Annotated in this window: 20 protein-coding genes and 1 other annotated feature; of the genes, 16 read left to right on the top strand and 4 right to left on the bottom strand. The window is 36.4% G+C overall.

Features of this window, described 5'->3' with window-relative positions; translation table 11 throughout:
• Positions 1-14 precede the first annotated feature (14 nt).
• The 10 genes from pepT to DOK78_RS15525 all read left to right on the top strand — a co-directional run bounded on the left by pepT (position 15) and on the right by DOK78_RS15525 (position 13,435).
• Entirely contained in the window at positions 15-1,235 is a 1,221-nt protein-coding gene (pepT, locus tag DOK78_RS15570) for a peptidase T (RefSeq protein WP_207871575.1), read from the top strand.
• Positions 1,236-1,368: 133 nt separating this feature from the next.
• Positions 1,369-1,601 (top strand) — a binding site (T-box leader).
• Between the two features lie 177 nt (positions 1,602-1,778).
• Positions 1,779-2,420: an amino acid ABC transporter permease gene (locus tag DOK78_RS15565; RefSeq protein ID WP_207871574.1), complete on the top strand. Its 642-nt coding sequence runs from the start codon at positions 1,779-1,781 to the stop codon at positions 2,418-2,420.
• A gap of 12 nt (positions 2,421-2,432) precedes the next feature.
• Positions 2,433-3,068: an amino acid ABC transporter ATP-binding protein gene (locus DOK78_RS15560; protein ID WP_207871573.1), complete on the top strand. Its 636-nt coding sequence runs from the start codon at positions 2,433-2,435 to the stop codon at positions 3,066-3,068.
• 12 nt (positions 3,069-3,080) lie between these two features.
• A complete protein-coding gene (locus DOK78_RS15555) occupies positions 3,081-3,887 on the top strand; it encodes an amino acid ABC transporter substrate-binding protein (protein ID WP_207871572.1) in 807 nt (268 codons plus the stop codon).
• Between the two features lie 81 nt (positions 3,888-3,968).
• Entirely contained in the window at positions 3,969-6,362 is a 2,394-nt protein-coding gene (locus DOK78_RS15550; RefSeq protein ID WP_207871571.1) for a DNA translocase FtsK, read from the top strand.
• 127 nt (positions 6,363-6,489) lie between these two features.
• Entirely contained in the window at positions 6,490-7,239 is a 750-nt protein-coding gene (locus DOK78_RS15545) for an ABC transporter ATP-binding protein (RefSeq protein WP_207871570.1), read from the top strand.
• Positions 7,229-9,034, top strand: a complete 1,806-nt coding sequence (locus DOK78_RS15540; RefSeq protein ID WP_207871569.1) for an ABC transporter permease — start codon at positions 7,229-7,231, stop codon at positions 9,032-9,034. The genes DOK78_RS15545 and DOK78_RS15540 overlap by 11 nt, the downstream gene beginning before the upstream one ends.
• Positions 9,035-9,199: 165 nt before the next feature.
• Positions 9,200-9,907 (top strand): gamma-glutamyl-gamma-aminobutyrate hydrolase family protein, encoded by a 708-nt coding sequence (locus DOK78_RS15535; protein WP_207871568.1) that lies wholly within the window; start codon positions 9,200-9,202, stop codon positions 9,905-9,907.
• Between the two features lie 33 nt (positions 9,908-9,940).
• Complete coding sequence (locus tag DOK78_RS15530; RefSeq protein WP_207871567.1) at positions 9,941-11,593, top strand: peptide ABC transporter substrate-binding protein; 1,653 nt, start codon at positions 9,941-9,943, stop codon at positions 11,591-11,593.
• A 180-nt stretch (positions 11,594-11,773) separates the two neighbouring features.
• Positions 11,774-13,435 carry a peptide ABC transporter substrate-binding protein gene (locus DOK78_RS15525; RefSeq protein ID WP_207871566.1) on the top strand — a complete coding sequence of 554 codons (1,662 nt, stop codon included), beginning with the start codon at positions 11,774-11,776 and terminating at the stop codon, positions 13,433-13,435.
• Positions 13,436-13,511: 76 nt separating this feature from the next.
• Here the strand turns inward: DOK78_RS15525 and DOK78_RS15520 are convergent, their stop codons facing one another.
• Entirely contained in the window at positions 13,512-13,850 is a 339-nt protein-coding gene (locus DOK78_RS15520; RefSeq protein WP_207871565.1) for a DUF3899 domain-containing protein, read from the bottom strand.
• A gap of 100 nt (positions 13,851-13,950) precedes the next feature.
• Here DOK78_RS15520 and opp3b point away from each other — a divergent pair, with 100 nt between their 5' ends.
• From opp3b to DOK78_RS15495, 5 genes are all read left to right on the top strand, one after another.
• On the top strand, positions 13,951-14,892 hold the full coding sequence (opp3b, locus tag DOK78_RS15515; RefSeq protein WP_207871564.1) for an oligopeptide ABC transporter permease: 942 nt from the start codon (positions 13,951-13,953) through the stop codon (positions 14,890-14,892).
• Positions 14,892-15,935, top strand: a complete 1,044-nt coding sequence (opp3C, locus tag DOK78_RS15510) for an oligopeptide ABC transporter permease (RefSeq protein WP_207871563.1) — start codon at positions 14,892-14,894, stop codon at positions 15,933-15,935. Before opp3b ends, opp3C begins: the two co-directional genes overlap by 1 nt.
• A 5-nt stretch (positions 15,936-15,940) precedes the next feature.
• Positions 15,941-16,984: an ABC transporter ATP-binding protein gene (locus tag DOK78_RS15505; RefSeq protein ID WP_207871562.1), complete on the top strand. Its 1,044-nt coding sequence runs from the start codon at positions 15,941-15,943 to the stop codon at positions 16,982-16,984.
• Between the two features lie 12 nt (positions 16,985-16,996).
• Complete coding sequence (locus DOK78_RS15500) at positions 16,997-17,932, top strand: ATP-binding cassette domain-containing protein (RefSeq protein WP_207871561.1); 936 nt, start codon at positions 16,997-16,999, stop codon at positions 17,930-17,932.
• Positions 17,933-18,088: 156 nt separating this feature from the next.
• Positions 18,089-19,078, top strand: coding sequence for an RNA-guided endonuclease TnpB family protein (locus DOK78_RS15495; protein ID WP_207871560.1), 990 nt, complete (start codon positions 18,089-18,091; stop codon positions 19,076-19,078).
• Positions 19,079-19,221: 143 nt separating this feature from the next.
• Here the strand turns inward: DOK78_RS15495 and DOK78_RS15490 are convergent, their stop codons facing one another.
• Together DOK78_RS15490 and DOK78_RS15485 are read right to left on the bottom strand one after the other, a co-directional pair.
• Positions 19,222-20,049 (bottom strand): NUDIX domain-containing protein, encoded by an 828-nt coding sequence (locus DOK78_RS15490; RefSeq protein WP_207871559.1) that lies wholly within the window; start codon positions 20,047-20,049, stop codon positions 19,222-19,224.
• Between the two features lie 66 nt (positions 20,050-20,115).
• Entirely contained in the window at positions 20,116-20,391 is a 276-nt protein-coding gene (locus DOK78_RS15485) for a hypothetical protein (RefSeq protein ID WP_207871558.1), read from the bottom strand.
• A 171-nt stretch (positions 20,392-20,562) separates the two neighbouring features.
• Here DOK78_RS15485 and metG point away from each other — a divergent pair, with 171 nt between their 5' ends.
• Positions 20,563-22,569 (top strand): methionine--tRNA ligase, encoded by a 2,007-nt coding sequence (gene metG, locus DOK78_RS15480; RefSeq protein ID WP_207871557.1) that lies wholly within the window; start codon positions 20,563-20,565, stop codon positions 22,567-22,569.
• A gap of 128 nt (positions 22,570-22,697) precedes the next feature.
• Here metG and DOK78_RS15475 read toward each other — a convergent pair whose 3' ends face one another.
• On the bottom strand, positions 22,698-23,480 hold the full coding sequence (locus tag DOK78_RS15475; RefSeq protein WP_207871556.1) for a TerC family protein: 783 nt from the start codon (positions 23,478-23,480) through the stop codon (positions 22,698-22,700).
• Positions 23,481-23,676: the final 196 nt, after the last annotated feature.

Genomic DNA, 23,676 nt, shown 5'->3' with positions numbered 1-23,676 from the left:
AAGGGATGAGAGACGTGAGTCAATTATTAAATGATTTTTTAGAATTTGTGCGTATCAATACACGTTCAGATGAAAAATCGGCAACTATACCAACCACTCCTGGTCAAGTGGAACTAGCCAAAATTTTAGAGCAACGTTTACGTGAATTGGGATTAGAAAATGTCGAATATGACGAAGAAAATAGTTTTGTTTTAGGGAAATTAGCAGGAAACCCGGAGAAAATGGCTTTAGGTTTTATTGCACATGTGGATACTGCAGACTTTAATGCAGAAAATAATCAACCACAAGTCATTGAAAACTATGATGGACAAGATGTTTGCTTAAATGCTGAACATGACATTGTGATGCAAGTTTCGGATTTTCCCAACCTAAAAGATTATGTAGGTGAAACATTAATTACCACCAATGGGTTAACCCTTTTAGGAGCAGACGATAAGGCAGGAGTTGCCGAAATTTTAGAGATGTTGCGCCAATTAATTGCCCAACCAGAGTTGGAACGAGGAGATGTTTGGGTAGCATTTGGCCCCGATGAAGAAATTGGTCGAGGTGCTGATCGTTTTCCAGTAGAGAAATTTCCTGTACGCTATGCCTATACTGTGGACAGTGGTCGTGTCGGAAATTTTGAATATGAAACGTTTAATGCCGCAAAACTGGATATCGAAATTGAAGGAACTAGCGTGCATCCCGGAACAGCTTATCAACAAATGGTAAATGCAATTCAACTTGGAAAAGAAATCGACAATCAATTGCCAAGTGAGGAAGTTCCTGAAAAAACACGCGACTATGATGGTTTTTATCTTTTAACTAAATTTTCGGGAACGATTGATCATGCTTCGTTAAATTATATTATTCGTGACCATGACGAAGCAAAATTTGCACAACGCAAGCAGACGATTATCGGAATTATTGAGACAATTAACCAACGCTTTGATAAACAGCGTATTACGTATCAATTAGAAGACCAATACTACAACATGCGTCAAGTGATTGATAAGCACCCGTTAGCCATCGAGTTAGCTAAAGAAGCAATGCAAACGATTGGCATTACGCCGAATGTACAACCGTTTCGTGGAGGCACGGATGGCTCGAAAATTTCCATGATGGGTCTACCAACACCGAATATTTTTACTGGTGGTGAAAATTTCCATGGACAATATGAATTTATTACGTTAGAAGCGATGGAAAAAGCGAGTCAGACATTAGTAGAAATTGTCAAATTAGCAACAAAATATTAGGAGAATGTTCCTTGTGCTTTCAAAAAACGAAAGGGCAGGGATTTTCTTTTTAGTAAATAGAATTTTCTGAATATTTTTCGTGTAAAACGATTGACAACTTTCATAGAAGAATGTAAAGTAGGAAACAACTTAAGAAAAGACATCGAAAAGAAGAGTAACATTGTCGCTTATTAAAAGAGAGTCTCTGGCTGGTGAAAAGAGATAATAACTTCATTGTGAAACACATCTTGGAGTCGGTTTTTTGAAGACTAGTAGGAAAACCCGGGAAGCCCGTTACAGCGATGGTTATTGATAGATAACTTCATGAGATTTATTCTGTGAGGAATAGATGAAAAAAGGTGGAACCACGTAATTTACGTCCTTTAGCCAATGCGGCTAGAGGGCTTTTTTTATTTTATCAACAACCATAGAAGGTCTTTTTCTGTGAAGAGAAGATGAAATGAGGTGGAACCACGTAAACTGCGTCCTCTTGGGTGAACCAAGGGCAGCTTGCGTGGTTTTTTCTTTTGCTAATAACAGGCAACAATACAAGGAGGTAATAAAATGGATATTCTTATTTCAGTTTTTCCGCAATTATTTAAAGGGACGGGTGTAACAATTCAATTATTTCTATTTACACTCATTGGTTCTATTCCATTAGGGATTTTATTGGCATTTGTTTTATCTAGTAAGTCTAAATTTTTTAAATCTATCGTACAGACTTACGTTTGGTTAATGCGTGGTACGCCGCTTTTACTACAACTAATTTTTGCTTTTTATGGGCTGGCAACGGTAGGAATTGTATTAGATCGTTTTGAAGCAGCAGTTTTTGCTTTTATTTTAAATTATGCTGCCTATTTCGCGGAAATCTTTCGTGGAGGGATTCAATCAATTCCTAAAGGGCAATATGAAGCTGCACAAGTTTTACGCTTAACTCCATGGCAAACAATTTCGAAAATTATTATTCCACAAGTTGGTAAAATTACGCTACCTTCTGTTGGAAATGAAGTGATTAGCTTAGTCAAAGATACGTCATTGATTTATATCTTAGGATTATCTGATGTGATGCGAATTGGAAAAATCGCTATGGAACGTGAAGCAACATTGTTACCGCTAATTGGTGTAGGTATTATTTATTTAGCATTAACAGGCTTCTTTACCGTTGTCTTGAAGCAAGTTGAAAAACGATTAGATTACTATCGATAGGAGGGAAAAAGGATGTTAGAACTAAAAAATATCAAAAAATCATTTGGTTCCAGAACAATCATCGATGGGTTGAATTTATCGATTTCAGAAGGCAGTATCCTAGCAATTGTCGGTCCTTCTGGTGGTGGGAAAACGACATTGTTACGAACACTTGCTGGTTTGGAAAGTATTGATAGTGGTGATTTTTTATTGGATGGCAAAAAATTTAATCCAATGAATTTGAAAGAACAAGAACAAGTTGTTGGGGTGGTTTTCCAAGATTTTCAATTATTTCCACATCTTAGTGTGTTTGAGAATATCACGTTAGCTCCTAAATTAGTATTAAAAGAAGACAAAGCTATTTATACTCAAAAAGCGCAACAATTAGCAGAACAATTAGGTTTAGCAACCTTACTAGAGCAATATCCTTATCAACTGTCTGGAGGACAAAAACAACGGGTAGCTATCGCTCGAGCAATGGCGATGAATCCACGAGTGCTGGCGTATGATGAACCAACTAGTGCACTAGACCCAGCATTACGACAACAAGTTGAAAACTTAATTTTAGATTTGAAGAAACAAGGCGTTACGCAAATCGTAGTCACACACGATTTGGATTTTGCAAAAAATATTGCAGATAATCTACTAGAAGTATCACCTGTAAAATAGGAGGAAGAAAAAATGAAAAAATTAACTGGTTTATTGATGGCAGCAAGTATTTTATTATTAGGTGCATGTGGCACTGGTGACAAAAAAGAAGATGTTGGTAGTGGTGCGGATAAAAAAGAAGTCGTTGTCGGATTAGATGATACATTTGTACCAATGGGATTTCGTGATGATGATGGGGAGCTAACCGGTTTTGACGTAGATTTAGCAACAGCTGTTTTTGATTTAACAGATACCAAAGTAACCTTCCAACCAATCGATTGGGCGATGAAAGAAACCGAATTGGACAACGGAACTATTGATATGATTTGGAATGGCTACACAGTCAATGACGAACGTAAGAAAAAAGTTTTATTCTCTGATATGTATATGCAAAGCTATCAAGTGCTTGTAACGAAAAAAGATTCTGGGATTGATTCATTAGACCAAATGAAAGATAAAGTATTAGGTGCCCAAGAAGGTTCTTCTGGTTATAAAATTTTTACTGAACAACCAGAAGTCTTACAAGATATGGTCAAAGACAACGATGCAACGCTTTATGCAAGTTTCAATGAAGCCTTTATCGATTTAGAAACAGGACGTATCGATGGCGTATTGATTGATAGCGTATATGCAGAATATTACCTAACCAAAATGAACAAATTGGATCAATTTAATTTAATTAATAGTACCTTTGCCCAAGAAGGTTTTGCAGTTGGCGTGCGTAAAGACGATGAAAAACTAGCTGAAAAAATTAATGAAGGGCTAGCTGAATTACGCGATAATGGCGAATTCAAGAAAATTAGCGAAAAATGGTTTGGAAAAGATGTGACAATCGATTAAGCTTGAGAAAGATGGGGGACTTTTGTGTTCCTCTTCTTTTTTTTGTATAATGATGGGAGATGAAAAGAGGGATCATAGACTATGGCACAGAAAAAACGCCGTTCAAATACAACGAAACGAAAAACAAAAAAACAATTACAACAACAAGAAAAATTAACATTGATTGGTTTAGGCTTCTTGTTTTTTTTATTCGCACTATTTGGATTCATGCATTTAGGTTTTTTAGGCACGCTCATTGCCAATGGATTTCGGATGATTGGCGGAAACACGTATCAAATCTTGTGTTTAGCTTTAGCAGCGTATAGCATTTGGTTAATTTTTAAAAATACAAATGCCAAAGTTACGAATGTGAAACGGATAATTGGCGGACTTTTCGTATACAGTGGAGTATTACTGTTTCTTCACGCCAATTTATTTAGCCGATTGCAAGATGGGGAAACCAATATTATCCATACGACTTGGACATTACTGGTGCAAGACATTCAATCAGGGCAAGTTGTTGAAAATGTTGGTGGTGGAATGATTGGTGCAACTTTATATCAAGTGAGTTACTTTTTAGTATCGCAACTTGGAAGTTATTTGATTGCAATTTTGCTAGTATTAACCGGGATTTTCTTTATTAGTCAAATGACTACCCAACAACTTCTTGAAAAACTTCAAGACATCAAAGCGATGATTGAACCATTATTAGAAGGCAATCCTGAAAAAAAAGCTCAACGTGAAGCAAAAAAACAAGCTCGAAAAGTAGCTAGAGAAGAGAAAAAAGCTGCTGAGCGTGAAGCAATTTTAGCCGAAATAAAAGAGCAAGAGAAAAACCAAGTACGTCCAATGACCAAAGAAGAAAAAACAACCGGAGAGACACCTAGCGAGTTGAAAATTGAACCAGAGCAATTGAGCTTTGTGCCGATTGACAGTTTTCAACAGCAGCCACAAGCTGCACAGCAAGCTCGTCCAGAACCTAAAAAGAAAGAAGAAGTCGATGACAGTGAGCCATTAGATTTTGATATTTTACAAGAGGTAGAAGATGAAGATTACGAGCTACCGCCAGCAACCTTATTAAATGCTGTGCCACCAACAGATCAGAGTAGCGAATACAAAAAAATTGAAAAAAATATCACTGTACTGGAGCAAACCTTTGAAAGCTTTGGTGTGGATGCCAAAGTGGTGAAAGCCAGTTTAGGTCCAGCCGTGACGAAATTTGAAATCCAACCAGCAGTCGGGGTTAAAGTAAGTAAAGTCGTAGGGTTAACCGATGACATTGCTCTGGCTTTAGCGGCAAAAGATATTCGAATGGAAGCACCAATTCCAGGGAAATCATTAATTGGTATTGAAGTACCGAATGATGCCGTAAGCATGGTTTCTTTTAGAGAAGTGATTGAAGCAACACCTGCGCACCCAGAAAATTTATTAGAAGTACCCTTAGGACGGGATATTTCTGGAAAAGTCCAAACGGCTGATTTAACGAAAATGCCGCATTTATTAGTGGCGGGTTCAACGGGTAGTGGGAAATCTGTTGCAATTAACGGAATTATCACCAGTATTTTAATGCAAGCCAAACCCCATGAAGTCAAAATGATGATGGTCGACCCGAAAATGGTTGAATTAAATGTGTATAACGGGATTCCACATTTATTAACGCCTGTAGTAACCAATCCTCGCAAAGCGGCACAAGCACTTCAAAAAGTCGTCAAAGAAATGGAAGAGCGCTACGAGAAATTTGCAGCAACAGGTGTCCGCAACATTACTGGTTATAATGAAATGATTGCTGAGAAAAATCGTGAAACGGGTGAAAAACATCCGATACTACCATTTATTGTGGTAATTGTGGATGAGTTAGCCGATTTAATGATGGTTGCGAGCAATGAAGTGGAAGATGCAATTATTCGCTTGGCACAGATGGCACGTGCTGCAGGAATTCATATGATTTTAGCTACACAACGCCCAAGTGTGGATGTCATTACCGGAATTATCAAAGCCAACGTTCCGTCACGAATGGCCTTTGCCGTTTCTAGTGGAACCGACTCACGAACCATTATTGATAGTAATGGAGCTGAAAAATTATTAGGGCGTGGAGATATGTTGTTCTTGCCGATGGGTGAAAATAAACCGATTCGGGTGCAAGGTGCCTTTATTTCAGATCACGATGTCGAATCAGTGGTTGAATTTGTGACAGAGCAACAAGGCGCAAATTACGAAGAAAAAATGATGGTAACAGAAGAAGATGTTGCTTCGGGTGGTGGCAGTGAACCTCAAGATGAATTGTATGACCAAGCGAAAGACCTGGTCATTGAAATGCAAACAGCGAGTGTCTCTTTATTGCAACGTCGCTTCCGTATCGGGTATAACCGTGCAGCCCGATTAGTTGATGAACTTGAAGCCAATGGCGTGGTAGGTCCATCAGAAGGCAGTAAGCCACGAAAAGTGTTGCTTGCTGAAACACCTGAATATTATGAAGAAATCGAAGAGGACAGATGATGGTAACCAGTCATCTGTCTTTTTTATATGACAAAATTGTTCGTTTACTGTTATTTCAATCAATGTTCTGTAAGTTGTTTTTTGTCTACACTAAGTGTACGAAAAAAAATAAAAGGAGCGTCAAACGATGTTACAAGTAGAAAACTTACGAAAAGTATATGGTCAAAATATGCAATATGAAGCATTAAAAGGAATTGATTTGACCGTCAATGATGGTGAATTTATTGGAATTATGGGGCCTTCTGGTAGTGGGAAATCAACATTTTTAAACTTAATAGCAACTATCGACCAACCAACGAGTGGAAAAATTTTGTTAAATGGTAAAAATCCTAATGAGTTAGATCAAGAAAAAATTGCGCAGTTTCGTCGAACACAATTAGGTTTTGTGTTCCAAGCTTTTAATTTATTGCCGACATTAACGGTAGAAGAAAATATTGTGTTGCCGTTGACATTAGATGGTGAAAAAGTCGCAGTTATGAAGAAAAAAGTTCGTGATATTGCTCCACGTTTAGGAATTGAAGGCTTGTTAAATAAACGGATTGCAGAGATTTCTGGTGGACAAGCGCAACGGGTCGCAGTTGCTCGAGCAATGGTTCATCAGCCAGAATTATTATTAGCTGATGAGCCAACGGGGAACTTAGATACAAAATCGTCAAAAGATGTCATGGGCTTGTTACGTCAATTAAATGAAGAGGAACAAGCAACGATTTTATTAGTAACGCATGACCCATTGGCTGCGAGTTATTGCCAACGGATTGTGTTCATTAAAGATGGAGAATTAGTCCATGACGTTCGTCGTCAAGGAACACAAAAAGAATTTTACGACGAAATTTTAGTGGATTTAGCAAGAATTGAAGGTGTCGATAATGAATTTTAGACAATTTGTTGTACGAAATACGCTACGTAATAAACATTTATATTTAGCGTATTTTCTAAGTACCTTATTTTCAGTGATGGTCTTTTTTACCTTTAGTGTGATGGCATTTCATCCCTCTTTATCTGGAAACTTAAATGATAAAGTTCAAACAGGAATGTTAGGCTCTGCGATTATTATTTATGGTTTCGCATTTTTCTTCGTCATGTATTCAATGGGTGTCTTTTTACAATCGCGGAAAAAAGAATTTGGCCTATTGATGATTCAAGGAATGAGTCCAAAGCAATTGCGAAAAATGGTTTTTATTGAAAATTTAGTCATTGGTTTTTTTGCCACTATCTTAGGTAGTTTAGTAGGAATTGGTTTTTCTCAAATTATTTTGTGGATCTCACGTGTGACGTTAGGGATTGATTTTGGTTTTTATTTCCCAGTAAAAGCTTTAGCATTAACGATTGTATCGTTTTTAATTTTGTTCTTCTTGATTTCTTTCTTCATTCAATTTAGATTACCAAAATTAAATGTTCAAGAACTATTAAAAGCTGGAGAATTAGGTAAAGGCAGCTTTAAAGTTTCAACAATTAAAAGTATTTTAGCTATTTTGCTAATTGGCATCGGTTATGCAGTGGCGTTGTTGACGCCAGGCATGGGAGTGGTTGTCGTCTTTTTACCAGTGGTTTTTATTGTTATTTTAGGAACAAATTTCTTGTTTAATCAATTTAGTGTTTTTGCGATTGAAAAAATTAAAAAGCGCGAATCAGTTTTCTGGAAAAAAACCAATATGGTCGTTTTCTCTGATTTAGCATTTCGAATGAAAGACAACGCACGTAGTTTCTTTTTAGTTTCAGTAATTTCTACGGTAGCATTTGCGGCAATTGGCACGCTTTATGGTTTACAGTCAATTATTTTAGGCGCAGTAGGATCAGCGCCATACAGTTACGCTGCCACAGCTGATGAAGAGAATACTATTCAAAAAGTAGAAGACAGCTTGGCAAAAGAAAAATTAAACGCAGATAAAGCAACCTTTGTGTATTACAATACGGATGAATATATATTTATTACTGAATCTGAATATAATAAAGCGGCAAAATTAGTCGGTGAAGAGACGATTACCGTTAAAGATGCTGCAGTACAATTGAAATCTTCAGCACCATTCGATACGACTACGCTACAAGCAACGGTTCAAATTAACGACCAAGAGTATCGCGTGTCAGAATTAGTAGAAACAGATGCCATGGCAGTGTATCTGCCAACCTTTGTTGTCCCTGACACACAAGCAGGAACACCGCAAGTAACCGAAGAAACGTATTGGGTAACCAAAGGCGGTAAAGAAGCTCAAATTCGTGTCGGTAAAGAACTAGAAGAGCAAGGTTTGTATAATGTGCAATCGATTGAATATATGAAAGACAGCATCATTAAATCCTATGCACCAATATTATTTGTCGGTATCTTCATTGGAATTGTCTTCTTCGTTTCTGCAGGAAGCTTCTTATATTTCCGCTTATATAGCGACATGGATAGTGATATTGAGAAATTTAAAATGATATACAAACTAGGTCTATCAAAAAAAGAATTAAAGAAAATGATTTATCAACAAGTAGGGATTTTGTTCTTTACACCAATTATTGTTTCTTTTGTTCATGGGGCAGTGGCTCTAACCGCGATGTATCACATGTTTAACTTAGGAATGCAGCTGGCAGGCTGGCAAGTTTTAGGTGTCTTTTTATTGATTCAATTCATCTATTACCTTGTTGCACGTATTTTTTACTTTAGAAAAGTCTATAAAGGCGTGTCTGCTTAATCAAAAAAGAGTATGGATAATGTTATTCATACTCTTTTTTATCTATTTTCCATCAAAATGAAAGCCTATTCAAATAGAAAAAAGCTATCACCGTCTGCGTTGACTTATTTTAAGGAAAGGGCTATGCTTTTAGGCAATATCACTATTAAAAGAGGAGGACGACAAATGGGACGTGTGGTTGTAGGAATTGCTGCAAATGAATCACTAGATGCAGGCGAAAATTTACATCATTTATCAATTGCATACACACCAAGTGGGTATGTCAAAGCAGTGCAACAAGCAGGTGGTTTGCCTATGGTGATGCCAATTGATTCTGCGGACATGGCAAAAGAATATGTTGCGCGAATTGACAAGCTTATTTTAGCTGGCGGACAAGATGTTTCACCGCGTTATTACAAGCAAACAAAAACCGTTCAAGGAAGCTATTTAGAAAAACGCGATCAGTTTGAATTAGCTTTAATGGACGAAGCATTAAAACAAGGAAAACCGGTTTTTGCAGTCTGTCGTGGCATGCAATTGATGAACGTCTTCTTTGGTGGCGATTTAAAGCAAGAACTACATTCTTACACTGAAATTGCACATATGCAAAATCCCATTCCGAAAGAACAACCCGCGCACGAATTGTTAACACAAAAAACGAGTATTTTACGTTCAATTTACGGGAAACAGGCAGAAGTCAATTCTTTTCATAATCAAGGCGTCAATCGAGTGGCACGTGAGTTTCAAGAAGCCGCATGTTGCTCAGATGGTTTAGTTGAAGCAATTGAAAATAAACCGCGTCGCTTGTTAGGAGTACAATGGCATCCAGATTTTGCCTTTACTACCCAACCAAAAGAAATGGAAGTTTTTGATTATGTCGTCAATGCATTATAAAAATATGTATTCAAAAGATAAGGAGAATATGCAATGAAAAAACTAGGATTTTTGTTAGTTGCATCCACTCTGTTATTAACAGGGTGTTTTGGTGGGGGTAACACAACAGGGAGTAGTACAGGTGAAAATGACAATTCAGCCGCCGAAAACGTTAAACAAGAAATTTCTGTTTCACTTTCGGGAGAACTATCTACTTTAGATAGTGCCCAATATACAGATGTAAATAGTTCAGATATGATTGGTCAGTTAACAGAAGGCTTATACCGTTTAGATGAAAACAACGACCCAGAATTAGCTTTAGCTAGTGCAGAACCGACAGTCAGCGAAGATGGTTTGACGTATACGTTTACGTTACGCGATAGTAATTACAGTGATGGTACGCCAGTTAAAGCAGAAGATTTCGTGTATGCTTTCCAATCCGTTGTTGATCCAGAAACAGCATCTAGTAGTAGTAACCGCATGGATATTTTCAAAAATGGTCGTAGTATTCGTGAAGGTGAGAAAGACGTTTCTGAATTAGGTGTTAAAGCTGTGGATGATACAACGTTAGAATTACAATTAGAAGATCCACTACCATTCTTACCACAAATTTTGACGGGGACACCATTTATGCCTAAACAAAAAACTTTTGCAGAAGAAAAAGGTAAAGCCTACGGAACAACTGCAGAAAACTTTATTGGCAACGGTCCGTTTGTGATTAAAGGCTGGAATGGAAATAATGAGTCATGGACATTAGAAAAAAATCCTGAGTATTGGGATAAAGAGAATGTAAAATTAGAAACGATCGATGTTCAAGTAGTCAAAGAAATTGCTACGGGTACAAATTTATTTGATGACGGGCAACTAGATTACACGCTCTTGGCAGATACGTATGCCCAACAATATCAAGATTCAGCCCAAGCAAATTTCGAGCCTAAAGCGACTGTTGGTTATATTAGTCCTAACCAAAAACGTGAAGTGACAGGCAATGTAAATGTGCGTAAAGCAATTTTACAAGCGATTGACAAAGAAAGCTTTACCCAAAATATCTTGGCAGATGGTTCAACCGCATTGAATGGTTTTGTTGCGAAAAATTTTGCGAAAAATCCAAGTAGCGGTGAAGATTTCCGTGAAGAAAATGGCGATATTTTACCTTATAATGTAGAAGAAGCTCAAAAAGCTTGGCAAGAAGCCAAAAAAGAATTAGGTAAAGATGAAATTACCTTAGAATTGTTATCTGCTGATACGGCGCTAGCAAAGAAAACCATTGAGTTCATTCAAGGTCAGTTAGAAGAAAATCTTCCAGGATTAACAATAGAATTGAAATCTGTTCCTTTACAAAACCGTTTAGACTTACAAACACAAGGAGAATTTGACTTAGTTTTCGGAACTTGGACACCCGATTATGCTGATCCAATTGATTTCTTAAACTTCTATGATTCTAAAAGTGGTTTGAATACTGCAGGTTATAATAACTCAACGTATGATGAAGGCTTACAAGCGGCTCGTACAACATTAGCGAATGATCCAGATGCTCGTTGGCAAGAATTATTGAAAATGGAAAAACTACTCATTGGTGAAGATACAGCAGTGTTGCCTTTATATCAAGGTGCAGTAGCTTATTTGAAAACCGATCGTTTAGAAGGATTACAAGTTTTCCCATTTGGTCGTACCGTATCATTTAGAACAGCCTATGTGACGGAATAGAAAATAAATTTAAAACGCCAAAAACCTATTAAAATGAGGTTTTGGCGTTTTTTTTAAGAAAATATTGAGAGAATTAAGAAAAATATCTTGCATTTTTAATAATTACTGATTAAAATCAAACTTAACTTCAGAAAAAATGAATTATTCTGAAAATTCACGGACATTTAAGGAGTTTTGGAAATGAAGAAAAGATATGCTTACGGTTTTCTAGCTATCTGTGGTTTAGTTCTTGCAGGTTGTACAACGGGCGGAAACAAAACTGATGATAGTGGTGCTGCGGAAGGTACTTCAGGTACAGCACAAGAATTTAATGTAGTGGTTCAACAAGAAATGCCAACAGCGGACTTATCCGTAGCGACAGATACAATCAGTTTTTCAGCATTAAACAATGTGTTTGAAGGGATTTATCGTTTAGATAAAGACAGCGTTCCTCAACCAGCTGGCGCAGCAGAAAAAGCTGAGGTAAGTGAAGATGGTTTAACTTATAAAGTTAAATTACGTGAAGACGCAAAATGGTCAAACGGTGATCCTGTAACAGCCGCAGACTACGTTTATGGCTGGCAACGTACAGTAGCTCCAGAAACAGCTTCTGAATATGCGTCAATGTTTGAAGTTGTTGCTAACGGAAAAGAAATTGCAGAAGGATCTAAAAAACCTGAAGAATTAGGTATCAAAGCTGTAGGTGATTACGAATTAGAAATTACTTTATCAAAAGCAACACCATACTTTGATTTCTTACTAGCATTTCCATCATTCTTCCCATTACATCAAGCAACAGTTGAAGAATTTGGTGACAAATATGCTGCGACAAGTGATAACGCTGTTTATAACGGTCCATTTACTTTAGACGGCTTTGACGGACCAGGTACAGATACTGAATGGAACTATGTGAAAAATGATAACTATTGGGATAAAGATACAGTGAAATTAGATCAAATCAACGTTAGCGTTGTAAAAGAAGCAAATACAGCGTTGAATCTATTCCAAGATGGACAAGTTGATGATGTTATTTTGACAGGTGAATTAGCACAACAAATGCAAAATGACCCAGCATACATTGCTCAACCAGAAGCAACGACTTATTATATTGAACTAAATCAACGCGATGAAAATTCACCATACCGTAATGCAGATTTACGTAAAGCAATTTCTTATGCAATTGACCGTGAAGCATTAGTGAACTCTATCTTAGGTGATGGTTCAGCTCCAGCTGTTGGTTTAGTACCAGAAAAAATGACGTTTAGTCCAATTGATGATAAAGACTTTACTGAAGAAGCTGGTTCTGTCTTAGAATACAATCCAGAAAAAGCCAAAGAGCATTGGGAAAAAGCGAAAAAAGAATTAGGTATCGAAACACTTGAAGCAGAATTCCTAGCTTCTGATACTGACTCTACGAAAAAATTAATTGAGTACCTACAAAATACACTTGAGGAAAACTTAGATGGCTTCAAAGTAACCTTAAGCCCAGTACCATTCTCAGTACGTTTAGATCGTTCAAATGCTGGTGAGTTTGATTTATTAAATGGGGGATGGGGCGCAGACTACGCAGATGCAAGTAGCTTTACTAATTTATTTGTAACTGGTAATTCTTACAACCGTGGTGGTTACAGCAATCCTGAATATGATAAACTTATTGATGAAGCAAACAACACTTATGCAAATGATCCAGAAAAACGTTGGGAAAGCTTGATTAAAGCAGAGCAAACAATCATGGCAGACCAAGGTATTATTCCAACGTATCAAAAAGCTGAAGCACATCTACGTGCAGAAAAAGTTAAAGGTGTTGTTGCTCACGTAGCAGGCGCACAATATGATTACAAATGGGTAACAATCGAAGAATAATCATTCAACATGAGTAGAAACGACAAATAATAATAGGCTGAGAACACTACTACGAAAAGTAGGGTTTCAGCCTATGTTATTTACTACTTGCAATCAATAAAGATAGTAAGCTCAAAACAAGTAAAATACCTGCCGGTTCTAGCCAAAACCGAAAGCTAGAACGCCCAACTTCTGACAATTTCAAATACTCTGTTTTTGATTTTTGACTGCGTTTTTTGAAGGATGCTTGAAAGAGGTCAAAAAATCCTGAGGCAAATACCCAAAGAAAACCGCCAATAATGAGAAACAGCAATGTAAATATGAATAGTGAATCTGATAAGGCACTAAATGAAAATTTTTGTAGGATAAATAAGCGAAAGACACTAAATAGTGTGCAAGCAAGACTAATTACCCACGAACTTTTTTTTAAATACATAAAATTATCCTTTCCTGTAAAAATTGGTATAATAACCAAGGGATAGTTTTAATTTACAAAACTATTGTCTAGAAGTCAAAATAAATTAGGAGGAGCTATCGTGAATAGTTATATTAAATACTTATTAAAACGCGTATTTTATATGCTGATTACGCTGTGGTTAATTGCAACAATTACATTTTTCTTGATGCAATTTCTACCAGGAACACCGTATTCAAATGCAGAAAAATTATCGCCAGAGCAAATTGCTCTCTTAAATAAACAGTTAGGTTTAGATAAACCTGTAATTGTGCAATATGGAAATTACTTATTAAACTTGTTACAAGGTAATTTCGGAATTTCATTCCAATTTAAAAACCAAGCAGTTTCTAGCTTATTAGGGGGTCGTATTGGACCATCTATGCAATTGGGGGTTCAAGCAATTATCTTCGGAACGGTTTTTGGAACTATTTTAGGAACCATTTCTGCGATGAAACAAAACTCTTGGGTGGACACAGGTGCGACTTTAGTAGCAATCTTGGGCCGCTCAATCCCTAACTTTGTATTTGCGGTATTATTACAATACATTTTTGCGATTAAATTACAAATTTTGCCAATTGCGAAATGGGATAGTTTCATCTACACTATTTTACCAACAATCGCGCTTGCAATGTCACCATTAGCCGATTCTGCGCGTTTTATTCGTACAGAAATGGTTGAAGTATTACACAGTGATTATGTTGAATTAGCTCGAGCAAAAGGTTTAAGTCGTTGGGAAATTTCTTTCCGTCATGGCTTGCGCAATAGTTTAATTCCATTATTAACCTTGTTAGGACCTTTAGCTGTTGGATTAATGACAGGTTCATTAGTTGTTGAAAATATTTTTGCGATTCCTGGTATTGGAGAACAATTCGTAAAATCAATCATGACCAATGATTACCCAACAATTATGGCGGTAACAATTTTATATTCAGCAATGTTAATTTTCGTGATTTTTATTGTCGATATCTTATACGGAATTGTTGATCCTCGTATTCGTGTATCAGAAGGGAGTCGTGGATAATGGAAAACGCAAAGAGAACACAAGCGGAAATTAATCAAATTCCAGCTTCTCAATTTGAACCCTTAGAAAAAAATACTGCGATTGAACGTGAAGTCATTTCGGCACCTTCTTTAAGCTTTTTACAAGATTCTTGGCGTCGTTTGAAGAAAAATAAAGCGGCTGTTTTTTCTAGTAGTTTATTACTTGTCATTCTTTTGATTTCGATTGTGACAATTTTCTTCTCACCACATGATCCAACCGCACAAAATGTAAACTACATTAACTTACCACCAAAAATTCCAGGAATTGATATCAATGGTTTTAATGGAACAGCAATGGTCGGTGGACAATTAGTTGATAAATATGCAGCAGCTAACGTTCCAGATGATGTGCATTTCTTTTTAGGGACAGATGGTTTAGGCCGTGACTTATTAAGCCGTTTATTCATGGGTACACGTATCTCCTTGTTAATTGCGTTTATTGCAGCAATGCTTGATATTATTTTTGGTGTGACATATGGTTTGATTTCTGGTCTTCTAGGTGGTCGCGTGGATAACGTGATGCAACGTATCTTAGAAGTATTATCAGGTATTCCAAACTTGGTTGTTATGATTTTAATGTTAGTTGTATTTAAACCAGGTATCTTCTCAATTGTTGCTGCAATGGCAATTACTAACTGGATTCCAATGGCACGTATTGTACGGGCACAAACAATGAAATTAAAAGATCAAGAATTTGTCTTGGCAGCGACAACGTTAGGTGAAAAACGTAGTAAAATTGCGTTCAAGCATATATTGCCAAACATTTCTAGTGTGATTATCGTACAAATGATGTTTAGTATCCCTTCTGCGATTTTCTTCGAAGCCTTCTTGAGCTTCATTGGTTTAGGTTTGAAACCACCAACCGCTTCTTTAGGGATGTTATTGAGTGATGGATATAAAACATTTAGATTCTTACCCTATCAAATGTGGATTCCAGCAGTTGTATTATCAGTAATTATGATTGGCTTTAACTTATTAGCAGATGGACTAAGAGATGCTTTTGATCCGAAAATGAAAGAGTGAGTATGATGAAAAAAATTTTAGAAGTAAAAGATTTAAAAATTTCATTTGAAACCTATGCTGGTAAAGTACAAGCTATTCGTAATGTTGATTTTGATTTATATCAAGGTGAAACTTTAGCTATCGTAGGTGAATCAGGTAGTGGTAAATCCGTAACTACTCGTAGTATCATGGGCTTATTAGCAAATAACGCTGTTGTTGAAAGCGGCGAAATTTTATTTAACGGCTCAGATATTTTAAAAAAATCAGAAAAAGAAATGCAAAAAATTCGCGGAAAAGAAATTGCAATGATTTTCCAAGATCCGATGACTTCACTTGATCCGACCATGACAATTGGAAAACAAGTGGCAGAATCATTATTAAAACACAATAAAATTTCGAAAAAAGAAGGCTTGGCGCAAGCGTTAGAATTATTGAAACTTGTAGGTATTCCTAATGCTGAAAAACGTTTAAATAATTATCCTCACCAATTTTCTGGTGGACAACGCCAACGTATCGTAATCGCGATTGCTTTAATTTGTTACCCTCATATTCTAATTGCCGATGAACCAACAACTGCATTAGACGTAACAATTCAAGCCCAAATTTTAGAACTATTAAAAGAGATTCAAGAAAAAATGAATTCCTCAATTATTTTCATCACCCATGACTTAGGAGTAGTTGCGAATGTGGCTGACCGTGTAGCTGTTATGTACGCTGGGAAAATTGTTGAAATTGGTACGGCAGAAGAAATTTTCTACAATCCACAACATCCTTATACGTGGGGATTATTGGGTTCAATGCCGACATTAGAAGGAACTAGCGATCGTTTATATGCGATTCCTGGTACACCTCCTGATTTATTAGAACCACCATTAGGCGATGCTTTTTATCCACGTAATGAATTTGCTTTGAAAATTGATGCTGAAGAACAACCACCATTTTTCGAAGTATCACCAACCCACAAAGCAGCAACGTGGTTATTAGCACCACAAGCGCCAAAAGTAACGCCACCAGAAGAGATTCAAATTCGTTGGGCGAAATTTAAAGAAAAACAACAAGGTAGAGCATAGGAGGGAAAGTCAGTGAGAAAAGTTTTACTAGAAGTTGAAGGCTTAAAACAATACTTTAACGTCGGTCGTAAAGACGAAGTGAAAGCTGTTGATGACATTACTTTCCATATCTATGAGGGAGAGACGTTTGGTTTAGTTGGTGAATCAGGTAGTGGTAAATCAACAACTGGACGTACAGTTATTCGTTTGAATCACCCAACAGGCGGTAAAGTTGTCTTTGATGGCAAAGACGTAATGAGCTTAAAATCAAAAAAAGAAATGAAAGATTTTCGTCGTGATGTGCAAATGATTTTCCAAGATCCTTACGCATCATTAAATCCACGAATGAAAGTTCGTGACATTATTGCAGAAGGGATTGACGTAAACGGGTTAGCTAAGACTGAAAAAGAGCGTAATGATCGTGTGAATGAGCTGTTAAAAACAGTCGGCTTAAATCCAAACCATGGAACTCGTTACCCACATGAATTCTCAGGTGGCCAACGTCAACGTATTGGGATTGCACGTGCATTAGCAGTCGATCCTAAATTCATCATTTGTGATGAACCAATTTCTGCCTTGGACGTATCCATTCAAGCCCAAGTGGTAAACTTATTACAAGATTTACAAAAAGAACATCAATTAACTTATTTATTCATTGCCCACGATTTATCCATGGTAAAACACATCAGTGACCGAATTGGTGTAATGCATCATGGGAAATTATTAGAAGTAGGTAGCAGTGACGATATTTATTATCATGGTGTGCATCCATATACAGAAAGTCTGTTGTCAGCTATTCCATTACCTGATCCAGATTATGAGCGCACTCGTCAACGTATCAAATACGTAGATGATCCAAATGATACACGTCCACGCAAGATGCAAGAAATTGCTAAAGGGCATTATGTCTATGCTACGGATGAAGAAAAAGTAATCTATCAAGAAAAATTACAGCAAAAACAAAAATAATCATTGATTCAGTTAATTAAGAGGAAAACAAATTAGTGTTTTTCTCTTGATTATTACCTCGTGATTGCTTATTATGATACGTATCCGTATAAACTGAGTATTCAGAATTTTTAGGAAATTAAGATTGAAGAGGAGATTGGAGTAAGGGGTGGAGAAATGAGCGTATTAAAAGGTTATAAATTTCGCATCTACCCAGATGAAAAACAAAAAAAGTTTTTTATTGAAACGTTTGGTTGTGTCAGATTCACATACAATCATTTATTAATGGCTAGACAAACAGGTGCAGCGAGAAATACTACAATGACACCTGCGTCATTGAAGAAAGAGTATCCTTTTTTAAAGAAAACAGACAGTTTAGCTTTAGCGAATGCCCAAAGAAATTTAGATCGAGCATTTCGTAATTATTTCAGTGGTCGGGCTGGTTACCCAAAATTGAAAACAAAAAAAAGCACATGGCAATCTTATACAACAAATAACCAGCAACATACGGTTTATTTAGAAGGTGAATATTTAAAAGTTCCCAAGCTAAAAAGTCTCGTGCCGGTTCATTTGCATCGTGAAATACGTGGCAAAATTAAGTCAGTGACGATTTCTGCTAAGCGCAATCGTGAATTTTATGCATCTATTTTATGTGTAGAAGAAGTAGAAGAGTTGCCAAAAACAAATGATTTAGTAGGCATTTCATACTGTCCAGAAAATCTGATTCAAATTTCTGCACAGAGAGAATTACCACAAATCGATCAATCCCATTTAATTAAACAATTAGGGAAAGAACAAAAGAAATTGCAACTAAGAGCAAAAGTTGCGAAAAAACGTAAAGTACGTTTAATCAATGCCAAAAATTATCAAAAACAAAAAGAACGCGTCTTGAAATTACGCACGACTAAATTGGATCAAAAAAGAAATTTTATCGATCAGCTAACAATTAGTTTGGTTCGCGATTTTGATTATTTATTTATTGAATCTAAACCAAAGTTTCAAAATGAATCTGGAGAATTTTCAGAAGCTGATTGGCAACAATTTATTCAACGAATCCAATACAAAGGTCGTTGGTATGGCAAAGAAGTTCGTTATATTGAAGTAAAAGAATTGAAAAATGAAAAGTGTAAAGAAATAGAACGTTTGGGTCGTGCACAATTGACCTAAACCTTAAGAACTGAAAGGGACTTCAGGGATCGCCTAGGGTATAGAAAAAATCTTCGCATTTTTGTTTCTAGGAACACTGTCCACTAATTATGAAAAACCGAAAAGAAGCTGTTTTGTCCTTGGGGCAAAACAGCTTTTTTGTATTAAATTTCTTCGTGAAAAACATCTTCTTTGAGGCGATAGATTTTCGATGGACGACCAATTCCTACTGGCCGTTCTCCGATTTCATCGAAGAAACGTAAAAGAGATTTTTTAAAATTGGAATGATCGATGGTACGAAAATCAACTCCTAAAAATTTGGCAAAAACTTTTCTTGCTTCAGTAATCGTAAAACTATCACCAAGGACTTGTAAGACTTGCGGTTCATGTTCCATTTTGTTTACGACACGTTTGAAGGCTTTTAAAATAATTTCGCTGTGGTCAAAGGCTAGGGTATCTTTACCTAAAGATTGACCGGTCCGCAAATCTAAAATGATTTCAACGTCCCCGTTAATTAAATACAATTGATTGTTTTTACGCTCTAGCGAGAACCAACGTACTTCATTCGCGTCATCTCCAGCAGATAAGGGTTCTTCGCCAATAAAAGCAAGATAACTTACCGTTACGACCCAACCTCGTGGATCACGATTCGGTGTGCTAAAGGTATGTAGTTGCTCAATATTTTGGGCAGAAATGGTGACGCTTGTTTCTTCTTTGGTTTCGCGGAGTACACTTTCACCTGTGGATTCATTAGGATTAACAAAGCCTCCTGGTAATGCCCACGAATCACGATAAGGATTGCTTTTTCGTTGGATTAGAAGAACTTTTAATTGGTCGTTTTCTTTGTTGTAACACATTAAAACGATATCGACAGTGACAGAAGGTTTTTCGTATTTTGGTTGTTCTTGCTTTTGATACCAATCTAGAAATTCTTGTTCTGTCGCATGTTGTTCATAATAAGTTTTTTCTTCGGCTTTGGAAGCAAACGCCATCTTTTTCCCTCCCTAAGTAATCTATTCGTCCTTTTATTGTATCATGCTTTATAGAGAAGCTAAAGCCTAGGAAAAGAGAAACATCAGAATTAGATTAAAGAAGAAAAGTGCTAGATACGTCAACATTCCTTTTTTATTTTTTTGTTGTAGCTGTGTAAATCCTAGTCCAATAATCGCTAATAAAATGGCTACTCGAATCAGCTTAGTCAACATCAAAAAGAGCAGAAGATGTCCATGGATATTCATATAGCCATAAATTGGTGGATAAAAATTACAAAATAAAACATGAATTGCCGTTAAGATAATAAAAAATAATAAGAGTGAACGTTCTTTGGTATTCATACAAGCTCCTTTCATAGATACGTCTTATATTATAGCAAAACTTATTTTACGCGCCAAAAATTCTTTTGCAGATTATAAATTTAGGAAACTCAGTTAAAAATAAAAACACACTAACTAAAATGTGGTATACTAGCAAAGAATAATCTCGTTTTAGAGCAGAGGAGGAGACCCATGGCTGAGAAAGAAACTTTTTATATTACTACGCCAATCTATTACCCAAGCGGCAAATTACATATTGGTAATTCATACACAACAATTGCTTGTGATGCAGTTGCTCGCTATAAAAGATTAATGGGATTTGATGTCTTCTACTTAACTGGAGTAGATGAACATGGACAAAAAATTGAGAAAAAAGCAGAAGAACTCGGTGTAAAGCCACAAGAATATGTTGACCGTATGGCAGCAGATGTCAAAAAACTATGGAAGACATTGGATATTAGTTACGATAAATTTATTCGTACTACAGATGATTATCACAAAGAAGCTGTGAAAAAAATCTTCCAACAACTATTAGACCAAGATGATATTTACTTAGGAGAGTACGAAGGCTGGTATTCAGTTTCTGACGAAGAATTCTTCACGGAAACACAATTAGCGGAAGTATATCGTAATGAAGACGGAAAAGTCGTTGGTGGGAAAGCACCAAGCGGTCATGAAGTAGAATTAGTTAAAGAAAAATCTTATTTCTTCCGTATGGGAAAATATGCCGATCGTTTGTTAACCTATTACAACGAACATCCAGAATTTATTTTGCCAGAATCACGTAAAAATGAAATGATTAAAAACTTTATTGAACCAGGCTTAGAAGATTTAGCGGTTTCTCGTACAACATTCAAATGGGGTGTACCCGTGAATGCCAATCCTGAGCATGTTGTTTACGTGTGGATTGATGCGTTATCAAACTATATCACTGCTTTAGGCTATGGTTCAGACGATGAGAGTTTATTTAACAAATATTGGCCAGCAGATGTGCATATGGTTGGAAAAGAGATTGTTCGTTTCCATACGATTTATTGGCCAATTATGTTGATGGCATTGGATTTACCATTACCGAAAAAAATCTTTGGTCATGGCTGGTTAATGATGAAAGATGGTAAAATGTCTAAATCTAAAGGCAATGTCGTCTATCCAGAAATGTTAGTAGAACGCTATGGCTTAGATGCACTGCGTTATTATTTACTACGTTCGGTACCATTTGGTAGTGACGGAGTATTTACACCAGAAGACTTTGTAGCTCGCGTGAATTACGATTTAGCAAATGACTTAGGAAACTTGTTAAACCGTACCATTGCGATGATTAACAAGTATTGTGAGGGCATTGTGCCTAACTATGCGTCAAAAGTCACACCATTTGATAGTGAATTATCAACGACCGCAGCTAATGTTGTTGGACGTTATCACGAAGCAATGGATAAAATGGAATTTAGCACAGCGCTATCTGAAGTTTGGACGTTGATTTCTCGTGCTAATAAATACATTGATGAAACAGAGCCTTGGGTATTAGCAAAGGATGAAGAACGCAAAGCTGAACTAGATAGCGTAATGGTTCATTTAGCAGAAAGCTTGCGAATTGCGGCGATTTTATTACAACCAATTATGACGGAAACACCAGCAAGAATCTTTAGCCAATTAGGGTTAGATTCAGCGATGGATTTAAAGGATTTACATTTTGGGGAATTCCCAAGTGAAACAAAAGTAACGGTCAAAGGTACGCCAATTTTCCCACGTTTAGACATGGAAGTTGAAATAGACTATATTAAGCAGAAAATGTCTGAAGGAACAAAAAACAATGATGATTCTGTAAAATGGAGTCCAGAAGAAACAGAACTTGTTTCAGTCAAAGATAAAGAAATCAAATATGAAGACTTTGATAAAATCGAATTAAAAGTTGCTGAAGTGATTGATTGTCAAAAAGTCAAAGGTGCAGATAAATTATTACAATTCCGTCTAGCCGCTGGTGACAATCAAGATCGTCAAATTTTATCAGGGATTGCTGAATTTTATCCAGATCCAAGTGCCTTAATCGGAATGAAAGTTGTGATAGTGGCCAACTTGAAACCACGTAAGATGCGTGGTCAAATTAGCCAAGGGATGATCTTATCTGCTGAAGATGCTTCTGGTAAATTACAAGTCGTTGAAGCACCAAAAGGTATGCCAAATGGTTCAATTATAGCATAATATAAACGAAGAGCATGACATTTGTTGAAGTGTCATGCTCTTTTTTATTTTGGTTTCATTCATAGTTGTTTTGTGAAAACAAAAAAGAGTGGATTGCTCCACTCCGTTTTTGTACGTTAATCATACATTTAATCTATTTCAATTTGAGCAGGTTTTTTCGCATTACTTGGATTTTTAATTCCCACAATAAACCCAATCAAAGCAATTGAGATAAGAACAGTCCAGAAAATAACTTCCCATAAAGTAGAATGTGGGAATGAATGTGGAATAACGCCTAATTTCTCATGACCTAATGTTAAGACAGCTAATTTGACACCAACCCAACCAACAATTAGGAAAGCGGCTGTTTCTAGAGATGGGAATTTTTCTAGAAGAGTAACAAACCAACGAGCTGCAAAACGCATCATAATAACACCGATTAGACCACCTAAGAACATGACAACAAATGGACCTGCATTAATACCGCCAATGCTAATGCTGCCTAAGCTAGGCAATGTAACGGCAATAGCAACTGCTGCTAAAATAGAATCTACTGCAAAAGCAATGTCTGCTAATTCTACTTTTAAGACAGTCATCCAAAAACCAGATGTTTTTTTCTGTGCTTGCGCTTCATCTGCATGACCTGAATTAGTCAATATTTCGTAAATATGTTTACTTGACATAAACAATAGATAAATCGCTCCTACAGCTTGAATTTGCCAAAAATTAACCAACACGGTGATTAAGAATATTGCAATAAATCGGAAGATAAATGCTCCGAATAATCCATATAATAATGCTTTTTGTTGCTGATCTTTTGGTAAGTGTTTGACCATGACAGCCATCACAACAGCGTTATCAGCTGCTAATAAGCCTTCTAATACAATCAATACGACAAGTACCCAAGCGTATTGTAATAATATTGCTTCCAATGTAATGAAAATCCTCCTTTAATTTTAAAAAAATGAGAATGATTTATCTTGTATCGTAAGACAAATCATTCCCCTATGAATACTACCATATCAACTTATAGTTGTAAATATTTGAATGAATAAGAAAAATCGGATTTTTGCAAAAAATGGCTTTTTTTATTACTATTAAAATAAGATGAAAGATTGGAGATGTGTA

This window comes from Enterococcus sp. DIV2402 (genome assembly GCF_017426705.2).
Lineage (GTDB): Bacteria > Bacillota > Bacilli > Lactobacillales > Enterococcaceae > Enterococcus_F > Enterococcus_F lowellii.
The sequence above is the reverse complement of the archived record's forward strand: the minus strand, read 5'-3'. Positions and strand labels throughout refer to the sequence as shown.